This is a genomic window from Stenotrophomonas sp. SRS1 (genome assembly GCF_026130205.1).
In the GTDB taxonomy this organism is placed as follows: Bacteria; Pseudomonadota; Gammaproteobacteria; order Xanthomonadales; family Xanthomonadaceae; genus Stenotrophomonas; species Stenotrophomonas rhizophila_B.
Map to the genome: position 1 here is coordinate 319428 of NZ_JAINFD010000002.1, position 25544 is coordinate 344971.

Here is a 25544-nt window from a genome sequence, read left to right on the forward strand (position 1 = left end):
CGTCGGGAACAGCACCGCGGGCAGCGCAGGCAGTCGCCCTGCGTCGGGATGGACAGGACCACCACAGCCGAATGGACCGACCAGGGCCGTTGGCCGCTTTCGAGGATGAACGCATGGCAGCTAACGGCACGCATCGCAGGGCAGGCAGGGCGTCGGCCAGCATCGCGCATGCGGTGGCCCTGTTGGCCCTGTTGGCGCTGTTGCTGCCGCCGCCGCTGCTGGCGCAGAGCTATCCCAACCCGCTCAACAACACCGCCACGGTCAGCGCACCGACCGACGTGGCCGATCCCGCATTGGGCAACAACAGCGCGACCGACAGCAACGCACTGGCGCTGCAGGCTCAGCTGAGTGTCACCAAGACCCTGCTCAGTGCCACCCCGGTCGCCGCCGGTGGGCCGGTGCAGTACCGCATCCAGGTCAACAACGCCGGCCCGTCGGCGGCCTCGGGCGTGGGCGTGGTCGACACCGTTTCCGCGCTGCTCACCAACGTCAGCTGGACCTGCCAGGCCACCACGACCGCCTCCTCGTGCGCCCAAGGCAATGGCAGTGGCAACGCGATCAACGTGCAGGTCAGTGTCGCGGTCGGCGACAGCGTGGTGCTGCTGGTCAATGGCACCGCACCCACCAGCACACCGGCCACGGTGCCGGCCAACAGCGTGTCGCTGGTGCTGCCCATCGGTACCACCGATCCGACGCCGGGCGACAACAGCGCCACCACGCCGGCCGTGCCGGTACAGGCCAATGCGCTGGTCGCCAACAACGATGCCTTCACTGCGCCGATCTCCTCGACCACGGGCGGCAGCACGCCCACCGTGCTCGGCAACGACACGCTCAACGGCGCGCCGGTGAACGGACCCGATCTGATCATCGCGCTCCAGAGCGCACCGTCCGGGTTCACCATCAACAGCGCAGGCGTGATCACCGTGCCCGCGGGTGCGGCCGCCGGGGCGACCACGCTGACCTACCAGATCTGCGAAAACACCTCGCCGACCAACTGCGCCACCGCGACGGTGAGCCTGATCATCGGCCCGACCGCGGTGAACGACAGCTTCAACGCGACCGGTGGCGTGGCGTCGCTCAGCGGCACCGTGGCCAGCAACGACAACGCACCGGCCGGCGCAACCTTCAGCGCAGTCGGCACGCCGCCGACCGGGCTCACCCTCAACGCTGATGGCAGCTTCGTCTATGCGCCCGCCGGGGGCATCGCCACGGCGACCTCGTTCCAGTACCAGCTCTGCCTGCCAGCACCGAATGGCGGCGTGTGCGCCACCGCGACCGCCTCGATCGTGGTCAATGCCAATGCGCTGGTGGCCGCTGAGGACACCTTCACCACGCCCCTGCCGTCCGGTGCGGGCGGGCTCACCCCGAGCGTGCTGACCAATGACACCTTCAACGGCGGCGCGGTGCCGCAGGCCCAGGTGACGATGAGCCTGGTGGGTGCGCCGGCCGGGTTTGCCATCACCGGCAACGGGGCCATCCAGGTACCGGTCACTGCGGCAGCCGGCCCGCTGGCGTTGACCTACCGCTTCTGCGAGAACGCGTTGCCGGCCAACTGTGCAACGGCCACCGCCAACCTGGTGGTGAGCCCCGATGCGGTCAACGACACGGTGTCCACGCCCGGTGGCGGACAACCGGCCACTGGCAGCCTGGCCGGCAACGACAACATCGCCAGCGGCTCGGCCTACACGCTGGGCACCCCGCCCCCCCGTGGCACCGCGGTGGTCAACGCCGATGGCACCTTCAGCTACACGCCGATCAACGGCAACACCGGACCGGATTCGTTCACCTACCAGGTCTGCCTGCCGGCGCCGAATGTCGGCGTGTGCGATACCGCTACGGTGAGTGTGAACGTGCAGGCCAACCTGATCGCCGCAGTCAACGACGTGTTCGTCACGCCGCTGCAGCCGGGCACCACCTCCACGATCAGCCTGCTCGGCAACGACACCCTCAACGGTGCGGCGGCCCTGCCCGCCGCGGTCACCCTGACCCTTACCGGCGCCCCGGCCAACTACGCGGTCAACACGGCAGGGCAGGTATCGGTTCCGGTGGGTGCGGCGGCCGGCGCGGTGAGCTTCAGTTACCAGGTTTGCGAACTGGCCGCGCCGACCAACTGCGCCACTGCCAATGTGCAGTTGGTGGTCGCACCCGATGCGGTCGACGACGCGTTTTCGGCCACGGCGGGCATCGCGCTGACCGGCAATGTGGCCGGCAACGACAACGTGGGCGTAGGTGCGCAGTTCAGCCTGCTGGCCGTGGCCGCACACGGCACGGTGACGTTCAACGCCGACGGCAGCTTCAGCTACACCGCGCAGTCCGCCTATACCGGGCCGGACACCTTCCGTTACCAGGCATGCCTACCGGCACCGAATGCCGGTATCTGCGATGCGGCCACCGCAACCATCAACGTCAGTCCCGGTGCGATCGTCGCCGGCAACGATGATTTCAGTGGCACGCCGTTGACCGGTGCTGGTGGCCTGACCGCCAGCGTGCTCGGCAACGACACCCTCAATGGCGTCGCGATCCTGCCGGCGCAGGCCACGCTGTCGCTGATCAACGCACCGCCGGCCGGCTACACGCTTGAGCCGGACGGCCAGCTGCAGGTGCCCGCCGGCGCTCCGGCCGGTCCGATCAGCCTGAGCTACCAGGTGTGCCAGGCCGGGACCAGCAACTGCGCCACCGCCGCCATCGCGGTGGTGATCGCGCCGGATGCAGTGGCCGACGCCTACACCACGCAGGTGGCCACGCCGGTCAGCGGCAACGTGGCAGTGAACGACAACGTCGCCGTCGGCACCACGTATGCAGTGTCCGGTGCCACACCTGCCGGGCTGGTGTTCAACGTCGATGGCAGCTTCACCTATACCCCGCCGGCGCAGTACACCGGTACCACCACCTTCACCTACCAGGCCTGCCTGGCCGCACCGTTGGAGGGCGTGTGCGATACCGCCACGGTCACCCTCAACGTCAATGCCGGCACGCTGGTCGCCAACGACGATGATTTCCGCAGCGCGATCCTCAATCCCGCCACCGGCGGTACCACCAACAGCGTGCTGGGCAACGACACCATCAACGGTGCGATTCCGCCGGCACCGGCACAGGTGATCCTGAGTCTGATCGGTGCGCCGGCCGGTTACGTGATCAACAGCAACGGCACCCTTTCGATTCCCGGCGGCGCTGCTGCCGGCGCGGTGAACGTCAGCTACCAGCTGTGCGAAGCGGCATTGCCCTCCAACTGCGACACCGGTGCGGTGCAACTGCTGCTGGCGCCGGTGGCGGTCAACGACACCTTCAGTACACAGGTCGGCGTGGCGCTGAGTGCCAGCGTGGCCGGTAATGACAACGTCCCGGTGAACGCGGGCTTCAGCCTCAGCGGCACGGCACCGGCAGGGCTGGTGTTCAACCCCGATGGCAGCTTCACCTACACCCCGCCGGTGGCAACCCAGGGCGCGGTGACGTTCGCCTACCTGACGTGCCTGCCTGCACCAGACAGCGCGGTGTGCTCGGGTGGGACTGCGACGATCAATGTCAACGCCGGTACGCTGGTCGCCAACGACGATGATTTCCGCGCAACGCCGATCGATCCCGCCACGGGTGGCAGCGCCGGATCGGTGCTGGGCAATGATGGCCTCAACGGTACGGTACCGCCCGCGTCGGCCGATGTGCTGCTCAGCCTGATCGGTGCGCCGCCGGGTTACACGCTGTTGGCCGACGGCACACTGACGATCGGCAGTGGCGTGCCGGCCGGTGCGGTGACGCTCACCTATCAGCTGTGCGAAGCGGCGCTGCCCAGCAACTGCGACTCGGCGCAGATCAGCGTGGTGGTGTCGCCGCTCGCCGCCGCCGATGTCTTCTCCACCCCGGTGGGACAGTTGCTGGCAGGCACCGTCGGCAGCAACGACAACGTGCCCACCGGCGCAGTATTCCGAGTCACCGGCACCGTGCCGGACGGATTGGAGTTCGGCACGGACGGCACCTTCCTCTACACCCCACCAGTGGGCGTCACCGGGCCCGTCGCGTTCACCTACACGGTCTGCCTGCCGGCACCGGACAGCGCGCAGTGCAGCAGTGCCAGTGCCACGATCAACGTCAACGCCGGCACCCTGGTCGCGTTGGACGACGACTTCAGCGCCACCCCGCTGTCGCCCGGCAGCGGCAGCGCGACCAGCGTGCTGCTCAATGACAGTCTCAATGGCACCACGCCGCCGGCGGCAGGCAGCGTTCTGCTCAGCCTGGTCGGTGCGCCGGCCGGTTATACCCTCGATGCCAACGGCCTGCTGCAGGTGCCCGTCGGCGCCACCGGCGGCGCCACGGTTCTGACCTATCAGGTGTGCGAGGCGGTGCTGCCCGGCAACTGCGCCAGCGCGACCATCCGCCTGGTGGTCACCCCCTCGGCTACCAATGACACGTTCTCGACGGCGGCCGGGCAGGCGCTCAACGGCAACGTAGGTGACAACGACAACGTGCCGGCGGGCGCGGTGTTCAGCGTCACCGGCACAGTGCCGGCGGGGCTGTCGTTCACCCCGTCGGGCAGCTTCAACTACGTGCCGCCGGTGGGTGGCGCTACGCCGGTGAACTTCGATTACCAAGTCTGTCTGCCAGCGCCGAACGCGGCCCTGTGTGCCACTGCCAGCGCCAGCATCGCCATCACCGTGGGGACCCTGGCCGCCAACGATGACGATTTCAGCGCCACGCCGATCAATCCGGTGACCGGTGGCAGCACTACCTCGGTGTTGGCCAACGACGCGCTCAACGGTGCGACGCCGCCGGCCGTGGCCGATGTGCAGGTCGCGCTGGTGGGTGCCCCGGCCGGGCTGGCGATCACCGCAGAGGGGGCGGTGACGGTGGCACCCGGAACGCCTGCGGGAGTGAAGAACCTGACGTATCAGCTGTGCGAAGCGGCGGCACCGGCCAACTGCGCCATCGCCACGGTACGCCTGGTGGTTGCGCCATCGGCAGTGGACGATGCGCTGTCCACCCCCGCCGGGCAGGTACTGAACGGCTCGGTGGCCAGCAACGACAATGCGCCGGCAGGGGCACAGTTCACGGTGCTCAACATCCCGCCGGACAACCTGGTGCTGGCGGCCGACGGTACCTTCAGCTACACGCCGTCGGCCGGTTTCACCGGGGCCATCACCTTCGACTATCGTGTCTGCCTGCCCGCGCCGGATGCCGCGGCATGCGCCACCGCGACCGCGACGATCAACGTCAACAGCGGCACCCTGGTGGCGATCGACGACAGCTTCACCACTCCGCTCGCGCCGGGTGCCGCGTCGCCGTCCGTGCTGACCAACGACACCCTCAACAGCGCCACGCCGGTGGCCGCCGAGGTGGTCCTGTCGTTGATTGGTGCACCGACCGGTTTTGCGATCGCCGCCGATGGCACGGTCACCGTGGCGGCGGGTGCGCCGGCCGGTGTGACCACGCTGACCTACCAGATCTGCGAAGCGGCCGCGTCGACCAACTGTGCCACCGCCAGCATCGCGCTGGTGGTCGCCCCGGCGCCGGCCAACGATGCCTTCACCGTGCAGGCCGGACAGACGCTCAGCGCCAACGTGGCGGGCAACGACAACATGCCGATCGGTACGCTCTACACGCTGCTGGGCACGCCGCCGGCAGGCGTGACGTTCGCCGCCGATGGCAGCTTCACGTATGCGCCGCCGGCCGGCACCACCAGCCCGGCCAGCTTCGTCTACCAGGCCTGCCTGCCCGCGCCGAACAGCGCCGTGTGCGGCACGGCCACGGCCACCTTGAACATCAACAACGGCCTGCTGGTGCCCGCCGACGACAGCTTCGGAGCGATCGCGCCAGGTACCAGCACGCCGAGCGTGCTGACCAATGACGCGCTCAACGGGGTGACCCCGCCAGCCGCCGCCAGCGTGACGCTGTCGCTGGTCGGCGCGCCCAGCGGGTTCACGCTCACTTCCAACGGCACGCTTTCGGTGGCGGCGAACGCGCCCACCGGCGCCATCGTGCTGCTCTACCAGATCTGCGAAGTGGCGGCCGCCAACAACTGCGCCACCGCCAACATCGCCCTGGTGGTGCGTCCGGTGCCGCTTGATGACGTGATCGCGGTGCAGTCCGGCCAGCCCAGCACCGGCAGCGTGTCGGCCAACGACAACATGCCGGCCGGTTCCAGCTGGAGTGTGGCATCGCCGCCGCAGGGCCTGGTGTTCAACAGCAACGGCAGCTTCACCTACACGTCGCCGGCCGGCACCATCGGCCCGGTCACCTTCGACTACCAGGCCTGCCTGCCCACACCTGACGCAGCTGTGTGCGGTACCGCCACGGCGACCTTGAACATCAGCGTCAATGCGGTGGTGGCCAACGACGATACCTTCGCCGCTCCGGTCAGTGTCGGCTCCGCCACGCCCAGCGTGTTGACCAACGATTCGCTCAACGGCGTCACTCCGCCGGCGTCTGCCACCGTGCAACTGCTGCTGGTCGGGGCGCCGGCTGGCTTCGTGATCAACAACGATGGCACCGTGCAGGTCCCGGCCGGGGTGAGCGCCGGCGCCACGCTGCTGACCTACCAGGTGTGCGAGACCGCCTCGCCGACCAACTGCGACACCGCCGTGATCCGCTTCGTGGTCACGCCGATGCCGCAGAACGACGCCTTCGCCGTGCAGGCAGGCGAGACGATCACCAGCGGCAGCGTTGCCAACAATGACAGCATGCCGGCCGGTTCGAGCTGGGCCGTGCAGGGCACCGCGCCGACCGGGCTGGTGTTCAACAGCAACGGCAGCTTCAGTTACACCCCGCCGGTCGGTACCGCCGGCGCGGTGACCTTCACCTACCAGACCTGCCTGCCCGCGCCCAATAGTGGGGTGTGCGGTCTCGCCACGGCGACCGTCAACGTCAACCTCGGCACGCTGGTTGCTGGCGACGACAGTTTCGTCGGTATTGCGCCGGGCGCAGCCACGCCCAGCGTACTGGCCAACGATGCACTCAACACGGTGAGCCCGCCCGCACCGGGCAGCGTGCAGCTGAGCCTGGTCGGTGCACCTGTCGGGTACGGCATCGCCACCGACGGCACGATCAGCGTGCCGCTGACGGTGACCTCCGGCCCGGCCACGCTGACCTACCAGATCTGCGAAACCGCTGCGCCGTCCAACTGTGATACCGCCACGGTCTCGCTGGTGATCGCACCTGCGCCGCAGGACGATGCCTACGCGGTGCAGGTCGGCGGCACGATCAGCAACGGCAATGTCGGCGCCAATGACAGCCTGCCCACCGGGTCCACCTGGGCGGTGCAGGGCACCGCACCAGCCGGCCTGACCTTCAATGCCGACGGCACGTTCACCTATACGCCGCCGCTCGGCACCGCCAGCCCGGTGACGTTCACCTACCAGGCCTGCCTGCCCGCGCCGGATGCCGCCCTGTGCAACACCGCCACCGTCACGCTCAACGTCAACACCGGCACCTTGGTCGCCGTCGACGACACCCTCGGCGAGATCGTCGCCGGCGGCACGTCCAGCTCCAGCGTGCTGGCCAACGACGCCCTCAATGCGGTCAGCCCGCCCGCTCCGGGCGACGTGCAGCTGAGCCTGGTGGGCGCACCGGCAGGCTTTGCCATCACCACGGCAGGCACCATCAGCGTGGCGACCGGCGTGGTATCGGGCAGCACCACGCTGACCTACCAGATCTGCGAGGCAGCTGCGCCGAGCAACTGCGACACCGCCACCGTCACACTCATCGTGACCCCCACGCCGCAGGACGATGCCTTCACCGTGCAGGCCGGGCAGAGCCTGAGCAACAGCGTGGCCAGCAATGACAGCATGCCGGCCGGTGCGACGTTCGCGGTGCAGGGCCCGCTGCCGACCGGCCTGGTCTTCACTCCGGACGGTTCGTTCACCTATACACCGGCGGCCGGCACGCCGAGTCCGGTCACCTTCACCTACCAGGCCTGCCTGCCGGCTCCGACGTCGCTGTGTGCCACGGCCACTGTCACCCTCAACATCGCCAACGGCACGCTGCTCGCCGGCAACGACACGCTGAGTGGCGTGGCGCCGGGCACCACCTCGGCGGCGAGCGTGCTGGCCAACGACAGCCTCAATGGTGTCTCACCGCCGGCGTCGGCCAGCGTTGTGCTGAGCCTGGTCGGTGCGCCGGGTGGGTTTGCGATCACGCCCAGCGGCACCATCGCCGTGTCCGCCGGGGTCAGTGCCGGTCCCACCACGCTGACCTACCAGATCTGCGAAGCGGCGGCGCCGGGCAACTGCGCCACCGCCAGCGTTACCGTGATCGTCAGCCCGGCCCCACAGAACGACGCGTTCTCGGTGCAGGCCGGACAGACACTGAGCAGCAGCGTGGCCGCCAACGACGCCATGCCGGCCGGCTCCACCTGGGCCGTGCAGGGCATGCCACCGGCAGGGCTGACCTTCACTTCCGATGGCAGCTTCACCTATGCCCCGCCGGTCGGTGCGGTGTCGCCGGTGGGCTTTACCTACCAGGCCTGCCTGCCGGCGCCGAACAACAGTCTGTGCGCGACCGCCACCGTCACCCTCAACATCAACAACGGCACGCTGAGCGCGGGCGATGACACCTTGACCGGCGTGCTGCCCGGGGCGACCACGGGCAGCAGCGTACTTGGCAACGACAGCCTCAATGGGGTGTCGCCGCCAGCGGCCGGCGATGTGATCCTCAGCCTGGTCGGCGCACCAGGTGGTTTCACCCTCAATCCCGACGGCACGATCAGTGTCGGCAGTGGCGTCGGTTCCGGGCCGACCACGATCACCTACCAGATCTGCGAAGCGGCTGCGCCGTCCAACTGCGACACCGCCAGTGTCACCGTGGTGGTGACCCCCGCACCGCAGAACGATGCCTTCGCGGTGCAGGCGGGGCAGACCTTGACCAACACCGTTGCCGCCAACGACAACACCCCGGCCGGTGCGCTCTACACGCTGCAGGGTACCGCGCCGGCAGGGCTGCTGTTCACCCCGGATGGCAGTTTCACCTACACGCCTGCCGTTGGCGTGACCGGTCCGGTCAGCGTGGCCTACCAGGTCTGCCTGCCGGCCCCGAACGCGAGCCTGTGTGGACAGGCAATCGTCACCATCAGCATCAACAACGGCCAACTGGTGGCCGCTGACGACACCTTGACCGGCGTTGCACCGGGGACCACCTCCGCTGCCAGCGTGTTGGCCAATGACAGCCTCAACGGCGTGTCGCCGCCGGCGGCTGGCGATGTGGTGCTGAGTCTGGTCGGCGCACCTGCCGGTTTCAGCATCGGAACCGACGGCAGGATCATCGTGCCTACCGGCGTCACCTCCGGGGCCACCGCCATCACCTATCAGATCTGCGAAGCCGCTGCGCCGGGCAACTGCGATACCGCCAGCGTCACCGTGGTGGTGAGCCCGGCACCTCAGAACGACGCCTTCTCGGTGCAGGTGGGTCAAACCCTGAGCAACAGCGTGGCCAGCAACGACAACATGCCGGTTGCCGCGCTCTATACCGTGCAGGGCGCCACGCCGGCCGGGCTGATCCTGACCGGCACCGGTGCGTTCACCTACACTCCGCCGCCGGGTACGCCCAGCCCGGTCAGCTTCACCTACCTGACGTGCCTGCCCGCGCCCTATGCGTCGACCTGCGGCACGGCCACGGTCACCATCAACATCAACAACGGCACCCTGGTGGCGGGCGATGACGTGCTCACCAACGTCGTGGCGGGGGGAAGCTCGTCCACGAGTGTGCTGGCCAACGATCGCCTCAACGGGATCAGCCCACCGCCGCCCGCCGATGTGATCCTGAGCCTGGTCGGCGCACCTGCTGCGGTCACGATCAATCCAGACGGCACGATCAGCGTCGGCACCGGCGCGGCATCCGGCGCCACGCCGATCACCTACCAGATCTGCGAAGCGGCCGCGCCGGCCAACTGCGCCACCGCCACTGTGACCGTGGTGATCACGCCGACACCGCAGAACGACAGCTTCACCGTGCTTGCCGGTCTGCCGCTCATAGGCAACGTCGGCCTCAATGACAACGCCGCGCCCGATGCGCTCTACACCCTCACCAGTGGCACGCTGCCGGGCCTGCTGTTCAACGCGGATGGCAGCTTCACCTACACCGCGCCCTCGGGCACCGCGGGCCCGCTGACCTTCACTTATCGGGTCTGTCTGCCCGCGCCGTACAGCGCGCAGTGTGGCGATGCCACCGTGACGCTCACCCTGACCGCCTCGGTCAACGTGGTGCTGGCGGTCAACGATGACTTCACCGGCACGCCGGTGGACCCGGCGGTGGGCGGCACCATCGCCCGCTCGGTGCTGGAGAACGACAGCTTCAACAACGTCTCCCCGCCGCCGGTCGGCAGTGTGGTCCCGAGCCTGACCGGCAGCACGCCCGGTTACACGATGAACAACCAGGGCCAGATCATGGTCGCGGCCGGTGTGCAGCCCGGCCAGGTGCAGCTGGCGTACCAGCTGTGCGAGAACGGCGTGCCGACCAACTGCACCACCGCGATCGCCACCGTCCGGATACAAGGCCCCGTCGGTGCCCTGCTGGCGGTGGACGACAGCGGCGGTCCGGTCGGTCCGACCGGCGGCGTGCGGCTGCTCAACGTGTTCACCAATGACACGTTCAACGCCGCATCGCTCGATCCGTCCCAGGTGAGTTTCGCGCCGGTGGCCACCAACGCACTGAGCTTCAGCGCCGACGGTTGGGTGGATGTCGCCGCCGGGCTGGCCCCGGGCAGCTACAGCACAACCTATACGATCTGCCTGCTCAACCAGCCCACCGTCTGCGACACCGGCAACGTGACCGTGACGGTGATCGCCGGCGAACCCGGCGTGGACGCCACGGATGACCGTGTGGAGATACCGCAGGACGGCGTGATCGAAATCGACGTACTGGGCAACGACCGCGTCAACGGCACCCCGATCGATCCGGACACGGTCAGCGTGACCATCACCGCAGCGCCGCCCTACGGCACCGCGACGGTGATGCCGCGTGCCCGCATCCGCTTCGCTGCACTGGCCAACTTCTCCGGTGAGCAGAGCTTCGACTATCAGGTCTGCGACGTGGCTGATCCGGCGATGTGTGCCGGTGCGACGGTCACGGTCATGGTGGACCCGAACGTACTCACCCTGGCCGATGACGCCATGACCGCTGAAACCGCCGGACCGCAGGTGATCGATGTACTGGCCAATGACAGTGCCCGCACTGCGCCGCTGGATCCGGCCTCGCTGCAGGTCGCGGTGGCACCGGCGCACGGAACCGTGCAGTGCGCCAACGGTCTGTGCACGTACACGCCAGCGGCCAACTTCGCCGGTACCGACAGCTTCCGCTACCGGGTCTGCGATGTATCCATCCCGACCCCGATGTGCGCCGAGGCCAATGTCGCGGTGACGGTGGCCGGCCAGCAGGCCGTGCTGCGCCTGACCAAGGTGGCCGCAAAGCGCAGCGCGCAGATCGGTGACCTGGTGCGCTACACCGTCACCATCGACAACGTCGGCGAGGTGGATGCCAATGGCGCCACGCTGCTGGATACGCTGCCGCCGGGCTTCACCTTCGTGCGCGGTGGCTTTGCGGTGATCGATGCCGACAACGACGCGCGCACCAGTGGCGTGCAGCCGCTGCGCATCGATGGCATCGATGTGGCGGCGGGTGAGCGGGCCACGGTGGTGTACTACCTGCGTGTCGGTGCGGGTACTGGTACGGGCGTGCATACCAACCGCATCACCGCCATCGACGGCGAGAACCGCACGATCGGCAACGTCGCCTCGGCCGAGGTGGAGATCACCACCGATCCACTGCTCGATGAAAGCCTGATCGTGGGCAGCGTGTTCGACGACCGCAACGGCAACGGCATCCAGGATGACGGTGAGCGCGGCATTCCCGGCGTGCGCATCGCAGCGGTGGAAGGCCTGCTGATGGAAACCGACGCCTTCGGCCGCTACCACCTGGTCGGGATCCCCGGTGGCGAAGCGCGCGGGCGCAACTTCATCCTCAAGGTGGATCCGTCCACGCTGCCGGCCGGTGCGCGCTTCACCACGCCCAATCCGCTGGTCCGTCGCATCACGCCTGGGCTGCCGGCGCGCTTCGACTTCGGCGTGCGGATGCCCGAGGGTGCGCTGAGCACGACCGCATCGAATCCGACCGTGCCGACTGCCACTGCGGCATCGCGCCCCGCGCGGATCGAACTCGGCGACGCGTTGTTCGCCCCCGGCACGGCACGGCTGGACGCTGACCGCGCGCCGGTGATCACAACGGCCGCTCAAGCACTGGTGTCGCGCGGTGGCGGGCGCCTGCAGCTCAGCGCTGCCGCCGGGCAGGCGCCGCTCGCCCTGCAGCGTGCGCAGGTGCTGCGTGAGGCACTACGCCCACAGCTGCCCGGCCCGATCGCCACGGCAACCACGGTCGAGGTGCTGGGCGCCGACGGGCGTGTACTGCATCGCCTGCGCCTGGACGATCCCCCCGAGCCTGCCAGTTCCGGTCGCATGACCGGGGAGGGGCGCTGACATGGATATGACCCTGATTCCGAGCCCGATCTCCCGCCGCCTCATCGTCGGCCTGGCCAGCGTGTTGCTGCTGGCCCTGCCGGCGGCGGCCCAGCAGGGCACACCGGTTCCGACCCCCGCGCCGATCCGCTGCGAGGCCGACAGCTGCCGCAACGATGACGGGCTGCTGCTGCGTATCCTCGATGACAGCGAGCCGGAGCTGCCGCTACCCGGCCGCGCGGAGTTTCCCGCGGCCGGCGCGGTGCCGGCATCGCCGGCAGTCACCCCGGATGTCGCCGCGCGTGGGGGCCAGTTCATGGCCGAGCTGCCCAACGGCGGCGTGGTGTGGGCCACCGAAGACCCGACCATGGTGCCGCCCAGCCTGAGCGTGCAGGCGGCCGCCACGGTGCCGTTCGAGAACGGCCGGGTGATCCGCCCGCTGCGCTTCCACACCTACAACAACTACGCCTCCTTCATCCAGACACTGGAGGTGACGCTGTATCGCGGCACCGACACGGATCTGGTCACGCCGCTGGCCCGCATCGAGCTGCCGGCCGATTACGTCGGCGATGCCGAATGGAGCGGTGAGTTGCCGCCGCAGATCAAGCTGCGCACCGGCGATGAGCTGATCTACGTGGCGCGCGCCTACGGCGCCAGTGGTGCGTTCGATGAAACCCGCCTCCAGCGCATCCAACTGGTGACCCCGGCCGATTTCGATCGTGGCCTGCAGATCACCCGCGAGAGCGTGCAGAAGACACTTGGCCAGGCGTTGGATGGCGACAGCGCGCAGGACCTGCAGCTCAGCAACAGCATCTATGGGCAGAGCATGCTCCGCCTGCAGAACATCCCCATCCACGGGTCGCGCGTGCGCCTGTATGGCCGCAACCTGGAGCCCAACAGCCGCGTGCGCATCAACGGCCAGGACTTCCCGGTCGATCTGGAGCAGAAGTTCGCGGCCGAGTTTCTCGAGCCGGTGGGTGAGCATCGCTACGACGTCAGTGTGGAATCACGCGATGCACCCTCCGCGCAGCGTCAGCTGGATGTGGATGTCACCGGCCGCTACCTGTTCCTGGTCGCCATTGCCGATGTCACCGTCTCCAAGAACAGCGCCAGCGGCAATCTGCAGCCGCTCGCCGCCGATGATCGTGACGATGACAGTTTCCTCAGCGAAGGCCGGCTGGCGTTCTATCTGAAGGGCAAGCTGCGCGGCAAATACCTGGTCACTGCACAGGCCGACACCCAGGACCGTGAGCTGAAGTATCTGTTCCGCGATTTCACCCAGGCCGACGCACAGGACGTGTTCCGCCGCCTGGATCCGGACCTGTATTACCCGGTGTATGGCGATGACTCCACCACGTATCGCGACGTGGATACGCAGGGGCGGTTGTACCTGCGCGTGGACTGGGACCAGAGCCAGGCCGTGTGGGGCAACTACGCCACCGGCATCACCGGCACCGAGTACGGCCAGTACGTGCGCTCGCTGTACGGCGGTGCGTTGAACTGGCGGTCGCTGGAGGCCACGCCGCTGGGCGAGGCACGCTCGCAGGTGAAGGTGTTTGGATCGGAAGCGCAGTCCGCACCAGGCCACAGTGAGTTCCTCGGCACCGGCGGCAGCCTGTATTACCTGCGCCATACCGACGTGCTGCCCGGCTCGGAACAGGTGGTGCTGGAAGTGCGCGACCGCACTACCGGCCGCACCGAAACCCGCGCCACGCTGCAGGAAGGCGTGGACTACGAGATCGACACGCTGCAGGGCCGTTTGATCCTGACCCGGCCGCTGGCACAGCTGACCCGCGAGAACGTGCGCAGCATCACCCGCGACATGCCGCTCGATGGCTACGACCAGCTGCTGCTGGTGGATTACGAATACGTGCCGCTGGGCTTCAGCAGCAATGACGTGACCTACGGCGCACGTGGCCGGCAGTGGATCGGCGACCACGTGGCGATCGGCGGCACCTGGATCGACGAGAACCGCAGCGGTGAGAACTACAGCCTCAAGGGCGCCGACCTCACCCTGCAGGCAGGGCGTGGCACCTATCTGAAGATGGAGCAGACCCGCACCGAAGCGACCGCCGCCCCGGTGTTCTATTCGGACAACGGCGGCCTGAGTTTCATCCGCCGCAACCCGTACGAAGGCCGGCGCTCGGGCACCGCCAGTGCAGTGGAAGCGCGGGCCAACCTGCGCGAGCTGGGCTGGACCACGCAGGACTGGAGCCTGGGGGCATGGTGGCGCGATGTCGATGCTGGCTTCTCGGTCGCGCGCCAGGATACCGGCCTGCCGATCCAGGAGTACGGCGCCGAGTTCCTCGGCTACCTCAACGACGATTTCAGTCTGTATGGCCGACACACCCGCACCGAACAGGGCGAACTTGCCCTGGAGCAGAGCCAGCTGACCGCCGAGTGGCGGCTGGGCAACGACGGCCAGCTGACCGGTGAACTGCGCCGCGTGCGCGAGGAGCAGGAACTGCAGAGCGTGGACGCACTGCTGGCCGCGATCGGTTACCGCCAGCGCTTCGGGGCCTCGTGGGAGGTGTACGGCACCGGCCAGGTCACGCTGGACGATGACGGCGGTGCCTACGAGAAGAATGACCTGCTGACCCTCGGCGCGCGGTACCTGTTCGGTGATCGCAGCAGTGTCGGTGCGGAAGTGAGTGGTGGCAGCCGCGGTCATGGTGCCAAGGTCGATGGCGAGTACCGCATGGCCCCGGATCACAGCCTCTACGGCAGTTACAGCTACAGCACCGACCGCACCGGCACCGATCCGCTGTTCGATACCGGCCTGCAGAGTGGCTGGACGCTGGGCCAGCGCTGGCGGCTGAGCAACCAGGTCAACGTCTACAACGAGAGCCAGTATCTGAAGGATCGCCGCCAGGACAGCGCCGGCCTCGTGCATACCTTCGGCATGGATTTCTATCCCGCGCAGGGCTGGAACCTGGGCTTCACGATCATGGACGGCGAGCTGGATTCCACCGTCGGCCGCGTCGACCGCCGCGCCTACAGCGTCAGTGGCGGGCGCACCGATGCGGTGGCGCAGTGGAACAGCAAGCTGGAGTACCGCCGCGACAGTGGCGCCGAGCAGCGCGAGCAGTGGGTGACCACCAACCGCCTGCTGTACAAGCTCAATGAGGACTGGCGTTTCGCGTTGCGCGCCAACTACGCCGATACCGAAGACCGCATCGACCGCCTGGCCGACGCCAAGCTGGTGGAGACCAACATGGGCTTCGCCTGGCGCCCGCACGACAACACGCGCTGGGCCGGCTTCGGCAAGTTCACCTACCTCTACGACGTGGCCTCGCTCGGGCAGGAGGGCGGCAACCTGTATGACCAGCGGTCGCAGATCCTTTCGCTCGAAGGGATCCGCCAGCTGGGCGCGCGCTGGGAAGTGGCCGGCAAGCTGGCCTCGCGCTGGGGTGACTACCGCACCGGGCGCGGTGAGGGGGCGTGGTTGGACAGCCGTGCCGACTTCGCTGCCTTGCAACTGCGCTATCGCCTGTTCGCGCAATGGGAAGGCCTGGCCGAGCACCGGTGGTTGAAGGTGCGCGACGGCGGCGTGCGCAAAGGTTGGCTGGTGGGCGTGGACCGCCGGGTAGGGGAGAACTTCAAGGTCGGGGTGGGCTACAACTTCACCGAGTTCAGCGATGACATGACCGAGCTGAAGTACGACCAGAAGGGGTTCTTCTTGAACATGGCGGGGTACTACTAGGCTTCGGTGGGTTCGGGCCTGCCACGCATGGCGTGGCACTACCGGGGATCGCGGTGTTGGCGGTTGGCTTCGGTGGGTGCATGGGAGCGCAGGGGGGTAGAGCCAGGCCATGCCTGGCTGAACTGCCGGCAACCTTTCCGGGATGAATGGGCGCTTCCTGCGGGCTGTTCAGCCAGAAAACACGCGATATCACCCCATTAACCACCATAAATCGTTGATTTCATTGGTTTTTCGGCGCCGTTCCCAGGCTCTCGCCACTGTCATCATTTCGCGGTACGTTAGACGGGCAATCTGTACCAGCATCCCATCAACAGAACGCTGGAACTTCTTTCCCCTTTAGCAGTCCAATTCCGGGACTGCTAAGATGAGTGCTATGAGCCAGAACACCTCTACTGCCCTTGTGGCAAACAATCTCCCGATTCCCAGTGCGCTCGGTTCGCTGGACGCCTACATCGGTGCCGTGCACCAGATCCCGGTGCTGTCGGTCGATGACGAGCAGGATCTGGCCCGCCGCTTCCGCGACGAGCTGGACCTGGACGCCGCGCGCGAGCTGGTCCATTCCCACCTGCGCTTCGTGGTGCACGTCGCCCGCGGCTACAACGGCTACGGCCTGGCGCTGGGCGACCTGATCCAGGAAGGCAACATCGGCCTGATGAAGGCGGTGAAGCGTTTCGACCCGGACATGGGCGTTCGCCTGGTGTCGTTCGCGGTGCATTGGATCCGTGCGGAAATGCACGAGTTCATCCTCAAGAACTGGCGCATCGTCAAGGTCGCCACGACCAAGGCGCAGCGCAAGCTGTTCTTCAACCTGCGCAAGTCCAAGACCCGCCTGGGCTGGATGAACGCGGCCGAGGTCAGCGCGGTGGCCAAGGACCTGAACGTGTCCGAGCGCGAAGTGCTCGAGATGGAGTCGCGCCTGTCGGGTCGCGATATCGGTTTCGATCTCTCCAGCGATGACGATGACGATCATGCGCCGCCGTCGCCGGCTGCCTACCTGCGGGCCAACGAAGAAGATCCTTCGATGGCGTATGAGCGGATGGACAGCGAAGACAATCAGCTGCAGCTGCTGCGCGAAGGCATGGCCGAATTGGATGCGCGTTCGCGCGACATCATCCGCCGTCGCTGGTTGGACGCGGACAGCAAGGTGACGCTGCAGGAGCTGGCCGATGAGTACGGCGTGTCGGCCGAGCGCATCCGCCAGGTCGAGGCGAATGCCCTGAAGAAGATGAAGGCGCTGTTTACTGCGTGATGCAGTGACTGGCGTGGTTACGCAAAAAGGCCCGGCTGATGCCGGGCCTTTTCTGTTCCGGTAGCGCTATACCGGTATCTCGCCGCTGATCTTTCCGACAGACGGTGACGCCACCTGCCGATGTTCACGCCGTACCACTAAGTGGCACGGTATGGTCATGCAGCGTATCTTCCGAACCCGGAGTTTCAACCGCAGCCTGCGAAGGTCCACGCTCGGCGACGAAGCCCTGTGCCGCGCGGTGGAAGAGATGCGGCGAGGCCTGGTGGATGCTGACCTGGGCGGTGGCATCTTCAAGAAGCGGGTTCGATTGCCCGGCCGCGGGAAGCGCGGGAGTGTCCCGACCATCATCGCGGCCCCACGGGGCAGCAGTTGGTTCTTCCTTTTCGGCTATGAGAAGAACGAGCGCGCGACAATCAGCGGTACGGAACGGGATGCGCTCCAGTTGTATGCCTCGGAATTTCTGGGAATGAGCTCGACACAATTGGATCGCGCCGTGAAGTGCGGCGACCTGCAGGAGATATGTCATGACAAAGACACTTGAGCCGCGGCGCCCGAAGAGCCGGCTTCTGGAGGCCGTGCACGATGCTGCGGTCCACCTGCATGCGCATGGCGTCATCGATAAGCGTCGATTGATCTGCTACGACGCCCTGTGCCTGGAGCCGGTGCCCACGTACAGCAGCGCCCAGATCCGTGCACTTCGCACATCGCTTGCGCTCAGCCAGCCGGTATTCGCAGGCGTGCTGAACACCAGCGTTTCAACGGTGCGCAGTTGGGAGCAGGGCGAAAAGAAGCCCAGTGGGCCATCGCTGAAACTGTTGAACCTGATCGACCGGAAAGGCCTCGACGCCGTCCTCTAGAACAAAGGCCCGGCAATGCCGGGCCTTTGCGCTGCACGGCAGCCGTTGCTGCCCTTGACCCGCCTCAGCCCTGTTCGCGCGCAATCGCCCGCCAGCCGATATCGCGGCGGTGGAACTCATGGGTCCAGTGGATCGCACCGACGCCGGCGTATGCGTTGCGCTGTGCCTCGCCCACCGTGCCGCCCAACGCAGCGACGCACAGCACGCGGCCGCCGGCGCTGAGCACCTGGCCCTGCGCGTCCAGCGTGGTGCCGGCATGGAACACCTTGGCCGTCGCGGCGACCGCCTCCAGGCCATGGATCACGTCGCCGGTGATCGGGGTCTCCGGATACGGCGAGGCGGCCATCACCACGCCGAGGGACGGGCGCGGATCCCACTGCGCCTCCACGGTGTCCAGGCGCTCATCGATCGCCGCTTCGACCAGATCCACCAGGTCCGACTGCAGCCGCAGCATCACCGGCTGGGTTTCCGGGTCGCCAAAGCGCACGTTGAACTCGATCACCTTCGGCGCGCCGCTGGCATCGATCATCAGGCCCGCATAGAGGAAGCCGGTGAATGGAATGCCGTCGGCGATCATGCCCTGCACGGTCGGGTTGACCACCTCGCGCATCACGCGCGCATGCACCTCATCGGTCACCACCGGGGCCGGCGAGTACGCGCCCATGCCGCCGGTGTTCGGGCCGGTATCGCCGTCGCCGACGCGCTTGTGGTCCTGCGAGGTCGCCATCGGCAGTGCCGTCCTACCGTCCACCATCGAGATGAAGCTGGCTTCTTCGCCGTCCAGGAATTCTTCGATCACCACGCGTGCGCCAGCATCGCCGAAGGCATTGCCGGAGAGCATGTCGCGCACCGCGTCCTCGGCCTCGGCCAGGGTCATCGCCACGATCACGCCCTTGCCGGCGGCCAGACCATCGGCCTTGACCACGATCGGTGCGCCTTTCTCACGCAGGTAGGCCAGCGCCGGTTCGATGTCGGTATGCACGGCATAGAACGCGGTCGGGATCTTGTGACGGGCCAGGAAGTCCTTCGCGTACGCCTTGCTGCCCTCCAGCTGCGCGGCGGCGGCGGTGGGCCCGAAGATGCGGTGCCCGGCGGCGCGGAAGCGATCGACCACACCGGCCACCAGCGGCACTTCCGGGCCGACCACGGTCAGGCCGATGCCTTCGGTGCCGACCAGTGCCAGCAGGCCGTCCAGATCGGTGACCTTGACGTCCACGTTGCGGCACTTGGGCTCGGTGGCGGTGCCTGCATTGCCGGGGGCGACGATGACCTCACGGACCTTCGCGGACTGGGCCAGCTTCCAGGCCAGGGCGTGTTCGCGGCCGCCAGCGCCGATGACCAGGATCTTCAATGCAGTTCTCGCGTAAGAGGGCAGGAACGTGATTTTACGCGGTGCGGGCGGCGGGTGCATTCGCGCGGTCGGTCGTCATGGCAACACGGCCTCAGCTATCGGCGCAGCCGTCGCGCTGGAGGTCATCCGGCACCGGATACGCGCGCTGCCGGGCATCGAAGATGAGCTGGTAGAACTCGCTCGCCGGGCCCGTGCAGTCGTGGCCGCTGGCACGCACCGTCAACGGCCAGTAGCCATCCACGACGTTGCTGTCGCCCACGGTCGTGCTGAAGTCGACCGCGAACACGCCCTCGCCGCAGTCGGCCGGTTTGCCGTCACAGCCGTGCAGGGCGAGATTGTCGAGGTGGTCGCGGTACCGGGCGACATCGCGCAGACGATGGTTGTGTTCGGCGATGTAACTGCGCCATAGGCGCCGGTGGCCGCGCCGGTGTTCCTCGTGGGTAATCTGGAACGCGCGGCGCTGCGGGCCAAGCTGCGCGATCTGGACCGTACCCGGTGCGCCGTGGCGCCCGTAGGGTCCCTGAAGGCGCTGGGCCATCACCAGCAGCGGATCCTTGGCAGGCAGTGGGGTGAACATGCCGCCCCGGTTGGCGTCTTCATCGTCCGTACCCACGCGCAGCACATACAGATCGACCCGTCCCGGCTCGACCGTGGCTGCGTCGTCCAGGGTCTGGCACACCGCCAACAGGGTCTGCTCATGACCGCCGGCCGTGACCGTGTCACGCGCGCACACGCTGCGGGTGACCGGGCGTAGTGCCTCGACCTCGGTGTCCTCCCACGCATCCTTCCACGGCGCATCCAGGGCGGCCTTGTCGCCATAGCGCGTGCGAAGGAAGGCCAGCAGGCGCTGGGTGTGATCGCCCCTGACCCGCACGGTGTCTTCTGGCTGCGCCGTGGTGTCGAGCACACGATGTGGTTTGGCGGGTTCGGAAGACGCAGGTGTACGCTCACAGCCGGCCAGCAGCGCCAGCGCCACACCTGCCAGTGCCCACGAACGGATCACTCGCACCCTTCGCGCTGAAGCGCCTCGGGGAACGCATACGTCCACGTTTTCGGGTCCAGGGTGAACCGATGTTCGCGCTGCACCGGCTGCCCGCCACACCCCAGGCCGGTCTCTTCGATCACCAGCGGCCACTGTCGCGCCGCCGGATCGCGGCTGTCGAAGGACAAGGTGAACTCCAGGTTGAACAGCCGCGCCTGGCACTCCGGTTCCGCGTCGGCATCGTCGCAGTCGTAGGCCGCGTTGTTGTCGATATGGCTGCGCATCCCGCCGGCCTCCACCAGCCCATCCGGGCCAGGCAGCACCAGCGTCTGGGTGATCAGCGAATAGCCCTGGCCGAACCAGCCATGCTCGATGCGAAAACCGTAGAAGTCGCTGCCGGCGCGGAGAATCTGCACCGTGCCGGGTTCACCCTGGCTGCCGAAGTTCTGCCCGGTCAGCTCGGCGGCCACGGTAAAGCGGTCCGCCTCGGGGCGCAGCACGAAGAAGTCGATCGCGCCCGGGTCCGGGTGGGCATTATCGAGGGGTGAGCCGCAGACAGCCAACAGCTGCTGCCAACTGTCGCCGGTCACCACCGGTTGTTCGGCACACACATGCCAATCGGTGAGGCGGGTGTCGCCGTCCTGGGTCCAGCTGCCACGCCATTTTCCTGAGAGCCTGGCGGCCTTGCCGTAGCGCTCGGTCAGGAAGGCCTGCAGGCGCTCCGTGCGGCTGACGTGGGCGAGCGGGGCGGCCTTCGGCGCGACTGCATCCGGTGCTGCCTGCGACGGCACCGGTGCGCTGCTGGGCGTGCAGCCCAGCACCCCTGCGGCAGTGACGATCACCACCGCTGCAAGGCGGTGGCGAGGCCGTGGAGACATCCGTGTCGGTCCAGGCATCAGTGGCGGAAGTGACGCACGCCGGTGAACACCATCGCCAGGCCATGTTCGTCGGCCGCGGCGATCACTTCGCTGTCGCGCATCGACCCACCCGGCTGGATCACCGCCTTGATGCCGGCCGCAGCGGCGGCGTCGATGCCGTCGCGGAACGGGAAGAACGCATCGGAGGCCATCACCGAGCCGTCCACCACCAGGTTTGCATCGGCGGCCTTGATGCCCGCGATGCGCGCCGAGTAGACGCGGCTCATCTGGCCGGCGCCGACACCGATCGTGCGGTTGTCCTTGGCGTAGACGATGGCGTTGGATTTGACGAACTTGGCGACCTTCCAGGCGAACAGCAGATCGGCGAACTGCTTGTCGGTGGGCGCCAGCTTGCTCACCACGGTCAGTTCGTCGCGGCTCATGCCGCGGTTGTCGGCGCTCTGCATCAGCAGGCCAGAACCAATCCGCTTGGTGTCGTAGTTGTTGAGGCCCTGCCCGTGCGGAATGCGCAGCACGCGCACGTTGGCCTTCTTCTGCGCGTATTCCAGCGCGGCCGGCTCGTAGTCCGGGGCGATCAATACTTCCACGAACTGGCGGTCCAGGATCACCTTGGCGGTGGCGGCATCCAGCGGCTGGTTGAAGGCGATAATGCCGCCGAAGGCGCTGGTCGGGTCGGTCGCGTAGGCCAGCTCATAGGCATCGCCGTTGCCGGCACCCACGGCGACGCCGCACGGGTTGGCGTGCTTGACGATCACGCAGGCCGGCACGTCGAACTGACGCACGCACTCCCACGCCGCATCGGCATCGGCCAGGTTGTTGTAGCTCAGTTCCTTGCCCTGCAGCTGCTGGAACGTGGCCAGCGTGCCCGGCACCGGGTACAGGTCGCGGTAGAACGCGCCGCTCTGGTGCGGGTTCTCGCCGTAGCGCAGATCCATCACCTTCACGAAGTTCGAATTCATCTGCGCCGGGAACTCCGCACGCACCGGCACGGCGGTGTCGGTGGTGGTCACGGCGGAGAGGTAATTGCTGATCGCCGCGTCGTACTGGGCTACGCGGTTGAACGCCGCGACCGAGAAGGCGAAGCGCTTGGCCGCCGACAGCTTGCCGTCGTTGGCGTCCAGTTCGGCGAGCAGTTCGTCGTACTGCGACGGATCGGTCGCCACCGCCACGCGGGCAAAGTTTTTCGCGGCCGAACGCAGCATCGCCGGGCCACCGATGTCGATGTTCTCCACTGCGTCTTCGAGGGTGCAGTCCGCCTTGGCGGTCACCGACTCGAACGGATACAGGTTCAGCACCAGCAGGTCGATCGCGCCGATGCCATGGTCGGCCATCACCGCGTCATCCAGCCCCGCGCGGCCGAGCAGGCCACCGTGCACCATCGGGTGCAGGGTCTTGACCCGGCCGTCCATCATTTCCGGGAAGCCGGTGACGTCGGCCACGTCCTTCACTGCCTGGCCGGCCTCGCGGATCGCCTTGGCGGTACCGCCGGTGGAGAGCAGCTCCACGTTGCGCGCCGCCAGGGCGCGGGCCAGGTCGATCAGACCGGTTTTGTCGGAAACGGACAGCAGGGCCCGGCGCACGGGCAGCAGATCGGAACTCATGGGGGCAGGAGATCGAAGCGGAGCGGGGGCATAGTGTAGGCCAGTGGCGCTGGCATGGCCCCAGAAACGACGAAGGCCGGCACCGAGCGCTGCTCGATCCGGCCTACTTCCGGCCAGGCACGCGGCGCCTGCCCACCGGCATCAGGTGGTGATGCCGTATTCCTTCAGCTTCTTGCGCAGGGTGGCGCGGTGGATGCCCAGCATCGCCGCGGCGCGACTCTGGTTGCCTTCGCAGTGGTTGAGCACTTCCACGAACAGCGGGATTTCCATTTCGCGCAGCACGATCTCGTAGACATCGTCCGCATCGCAGCCATCCAGGTCCCGCAGGTAGCGCCTGACCGACTGGGCCACGTGTTCGCGCAGGGGTGGCTTGGGCGCGCCACGACTGTTGTCAGGACGAGAAAGGACAGCGTTCAAGGAGTTTCCCGGTGCAAGAGCCGGGGCGGACAACAGCCCACGGCGGAAGGGTGATGGGGTCAGTCTAGCGCGTGCGTCGGCCGCCTGCCACGCTGCGGCGGCCCCGGCGACGCCTCAGAGGAACTCAAAGGTGAATGCGACGGTAGACGCCGCAGGCTCGCGGACGCGGAAGGCGATCTGCGCGCTTTGCCCCGGTTCCAGCGTAGCGGCCGGGTCCGTGGTGCGGTCCAGATAGTCGGCCGGCGCGAATACATTGGTGCCGATCACGCGGCCATCGGCATCGGACAGCGACAGCCGCAGCGACGGCCAGGCCTGGGCCCAGCGTGCATCGTTGCGGATGCTCGCCTGCACCTGCAGCGCGCCCGCCTGGCCCGGAACCGGGCGCACATCGCGGCTGAGCATGCTGAAGGCCGTCGGCTCACGCCAGGCCGGCAATGAACAGCGCAGCACGCCGCACAGCCCGGCGATCCACGGGCGGGTGCCGGCATCGGCAGCAAGCCGGGCGCGGTCGGCCACGGCGATCTGCACCAGCAGCACGGCGGCCAGCCCGGCGACCATGCCCCACTGCCAGCGCGGCGTGCGCAGGCGCGCACCGGGCAGGCGCAGGAAGCTCGGTGTGGTGATGGCGTCGGCTGGCGGCAGGGCCGCCGTGGCCGTGCTGCGCGCGGCCTCGTTGAAGGTGCGCACGTCATCCGATGGGGCTGCCGTCTCAACGAGTGGCGCGGCCGCCAGCGCATCGTCGGCGACACGGTGCCGCTCGGACGCGGGTGAGCGTTCCCATTCCGAGACGGAGGGTTCCGGCTCGTGTACCGGCTGTGCATCGATCACCTGTTCGACCGCCAGCGGTCCGATGCGATCGTCCACAGGCGTGGCCGACGGCGCAGGCGCTGCGTCAGACGGCGCGGCCGGGCGATCAGCCGGATCGGCCCGCGCCTCCGGCGACGGACGCAGGAACGTGGCGATCGGGCGTCGCGGCGGCATCGGAGGCTCGGACATGGGCACGGGACCGGGCAGGAGACGGGCTATTCAAGCACGGCGGACGCCGGTGATGCGCATCCAGTCACCGTCCTGCGCCACCGCCAGTTGTTCGAAGGCCGGGGCATAGCGCTCCAGCAGTTCGCCTTCCTGCCCATGCAGGATGCCCGACAGCGCGATGCGGCCGCCCGGCGCGACGCGCGCGGCCAGCACATCGGCCAGTGCATCCAGCGCCGAGGCGAGGATGTTGGCCACCACGACCGGATACGTCGCCTGCGGCTCGTCGTCCGGCAGATAGACCTGCACACGGTCCTGCAGCCCATTGCGCTCGGCGTTGTCACCGGTGGCGAGCACCGCCTGCGGGTCGTTGTCCACGCCGACCGCGCGCGCGGCCCCCAGCTTCAGCGCCGCCAGGGCAAGGATGCCCGAGCCGCAGCCGAAATCGAGCACGGTGTTGCCGGCCAGCGCACCCTCGGCGGCCAGGCCGTCCAGCCAACGCAGGCACAGGGCTGTGGTCGGGTGGGTGCCCGAACCGAACGCCAGGCCTGGATCCAGGCGGACCACGGCGGCCTCCTCGGCCTGCGCGGCCTCTGGAAGTTCATGGTTCCACGGCACGATCCAGGTGCGTTCACCGAAGGCCATCGGCTGGAACTGGTCGATCCAGGCGCGTTCCCAGTCTTCGTCGGCCACGGCGCGGAAGCTGGCATTGGCCCAGTCCAGGCCGGGATCGAAGGCATCCAGCGCGGCCAGCAGGGCCAGCGCATTGGTATCGCCCGGGAACAGCGCGGTGAGCACCAGATCGTTCCACAACGGGGTCTCGCCCACGCCCGGTTCCAGGATCGCGCGCTCGTTGCTGGTGTCGGCATCGGCATCGAGCAGGGTCACCGCCAGCGCGCCCACGTCGTCCAGCGCATTCTCATAGCGCGGCTGGGTGGCTTCGGTGCAGTGCAGGGTGAGTTCCAGGAAGGGCATGGTGGCAGGGACCGGCGGAAAACCGTGCATGTTAGACCAGTGCGGGCTGATGGTCCCGGCGCCGCTCAGGTCCGGGCGTCTCGTTGGCCGGTAAGATCGGCCGGACAGCCGGTTCAGACACCGCTGTGGCC

General features: G+C 67.9%; 12 protein-coding genes. 5 read left to right on the forward strand and 7 right to left on the reverse strand.

The features are described from left to right. Positions 1–113: 113 nt before the first annotated feature. The 5 genes from K4043_RS07205 to K4043_RS07225 all read left to right on the forward strand — a co-directional run bounded on the left by K4043_RS07205 (position 114) and on the right by K4043_RS07225 (position 18237). Positions 114–12449, forward strand: a complete 12336-nt coding sequence (locus K4043_RS07205) for an Ig-like domain-containing protein (protein ID WP_265308745.1) — start codon at positions 114–116, stop codon at positions 12447–12449. A gap of 1 nt (position 12450) precedes the next feature. Further along, entirely contained in the window at positions 12451–16131 is a 3681-nt protein-coding gene (locus K4043_RS07210) for a TonB-dependent receptor (protein WP_265308746.1), read from the forward strand. Positions 16132–16504: 373 nt separating this feature from the next. Then, positions 16505–17380, forward strand: a complete 876-nt coding sequence (gene rpoH, locus K4043_RS07215; protein ID WP_019183519.1) for an RNA polymerase sigma factor RpoH — start codon at positions 16505–16507, stop codon at positions 17378–17380. A gap of 157 nt (positions 17381–17537) precedes the next feature. Then, positions 17538–17921, forward strand: coding sequence for a type II toxin-antitoxin system RelE/ParE family toxin (locus K4043_RS07220; RefSeq protein WP_265308747.1), 384 nt, complete (start codon positions 17538–17540; stop codon positions 17919–17921). Beyond that, the gene (locus tag K4043_RS07225; protein ID WP_265308748.1) at positions 17905–18237 is read left to right on the forward strand and encodes a DNA-binding transcriptional regulator; all 333 of its coding nucleotides are present in this window, start codon (positions 17905–17907) and stop codon (positions 18235–18237) included. The genes K4043_RS07220 and K4043_RS07225 overlap by 17 nt, the downstream gene beginning before the upstream one ends. Before the next feature lie 64 nt (positions 18238–18301). Here K4043_RS07225 and purD read toward each other — a convergent pair whose 3' ends face one another. The 7 genes from purD to prmA form a co-directional block, all read right to left on the reverse strand. Further along, the gene (gene purD / locus K4043_RS07230) at positions 18302–19588 is read right to left on the reverse strand and encodes a phosphoribosylamine--glycine ligase (protein WP_123729997.1); all 1287 of its coding nucleotides are present in this window, start codon (positions 19586–19588) and stop codon (positions 18302–18304) included. Positions 19589–19679: 91 nt separating this feature from the next. Next, complete coding sequence (locus K4043_RS07235) at positions 19680–20591, reverse strand: hypothetical protein (protein WP_265308750.1); 912 nt, start codon at positions 20589–20591, stop codon at positions 19680–19682. Continuing rightward, positions 20588–21448, reverse strand: a complete 861-nt coding sequence (locus K4043_RS07240) for a hypothetical protein (RefSeq protein ID WP_265308751.1) — start codon at positions 21446–21448, stop codon at positions 20588–20590. The genes K4043_RS07235 and K4043_RS07240 overlap by 4 nt, the downstream gene beginning before the upstream one ends. Before the next feature lie 17 nt (positions 21449–21465). Next, a complete protein-coding gene (gene purH / locus K4043_RS07245) occupies positions 21466–23049 on the reverse strand; it encodes a bifunctional phosphoribosylaminoimidazolecarboxamide formyltransferase/IMP cyclohydrolase (RefSeq protein ID WP_265308752.1) in 1584 nt (527 codons plus the stop codon). A gap of 141 nt (positions 23050–23190) precedes the next feature. Next, positions 23191–23466 carry a DNA-binding transcriptional regulator Fis gene (gene fis / locus K4043_RS07250; protein WP_123730002.1) on the reverse strand — a complete coding sequence of 92 codons (276 nt, stop codon included), beginning with the start codon at positions 23464–23466 and terminating at the stop codon, positions 23191–23193. 114 nt (positions 23467–23580) lie between these two features. Next, the gene (locus K4043_RS07255; RefSeq protein ID WP_265308753.1) at positions 23581–24462 is read right to left on the reverse strand and encodes a DUF3426 domain-containing protein; all 882 of its coding nucleotides are present in this window, start codon (positions 24460–24462) and stop codon (positions 23581–23583) included. A 30-nt stretch (positions 24463–24492) separates the two neighbouring features. After that, on the reverse strand, positions 24493–25413 hold the full coding sequence (prmA, locus tag K4043_RS07260) for a 50S ribosomal protein L11 methyltransferase (protein ID WP_265308755.1): 921 nt from the start codon (positions 25411–25413) through the stop codon (positions 24493–24495). Between the last annotated feature and the right edge of the window lie 131 nt (positions 25414–25544).

What these genes read in the sequence shown, in the direction of transcription:
- K4043_RS07225 (WP_265308748.1), top strand. Translation starts at nt 17,905, where the DNA reads ATGACAAAGACACTTGAGCCGCGGCGCCCGAAGAGCCGGCTTCTGGAG.
- K4043_RS07205 (WP_265308745.1), top strand. Translation starts at nt 114, where the DNA reads ATGGCAGCTAACGGCACGCATCGCAGGGCAGGCAGGGCGTCGGCCAGC.
- rpoH (WP_019183519.1), top strand. Translation starts at nt 16,505, where the DNA reads ATGAGCCAGAACACCTCTACTGCCCTTGTGGCAAACAATCTCCCGATT.
- purH (WP_265308752.1), bottom strand. Translation starts at nt 23,049, where the DNA reads ATGAGTTCCGATCTGCTGCCCGTGCGCCGGGCCCTGCTGTCCGTTTCC.
- K4043_RS07220 (WP_265308747.1), top strand. Translation starts at nt 17,538, where the DNA reads ATGCAGCGTATCTTCCGAACCCGGAGTTTCAACCGCAGCCTGCGAAGG.
- prmA (WP_265308755.1), bottom strand. Translation starts at nt 25,413, where the DNA reads ATGCCCTTCCTGGAACTCACCCTGCACTGCACCGAAGCCACCCAGCCG.
- K4043_RS07240 (WP_265308751.1), bottom strand. Translation starts at nt 21,448, where the DNA reads ATGTCTCCACGGCCTCGCCACCGCCTTGCAGCGGTGGTGATCGTCACT.
- K4043_RS07210 (WP_265308746.1), top strand. Translation starts at nt 12,451, where the DNA reads ATGGATATGACCCTGATTCCGAGCCCGATCTCCCGCCGCCTCATCGTC.
- K4043_RS07255 (WP_265308753.1), bottom strand. Translation starts at nt 24,462, where the DNA reads ATGTCCGAGCCTCCGATGCCGCCGCGACGCCCGATCGCCACGTTCCTG.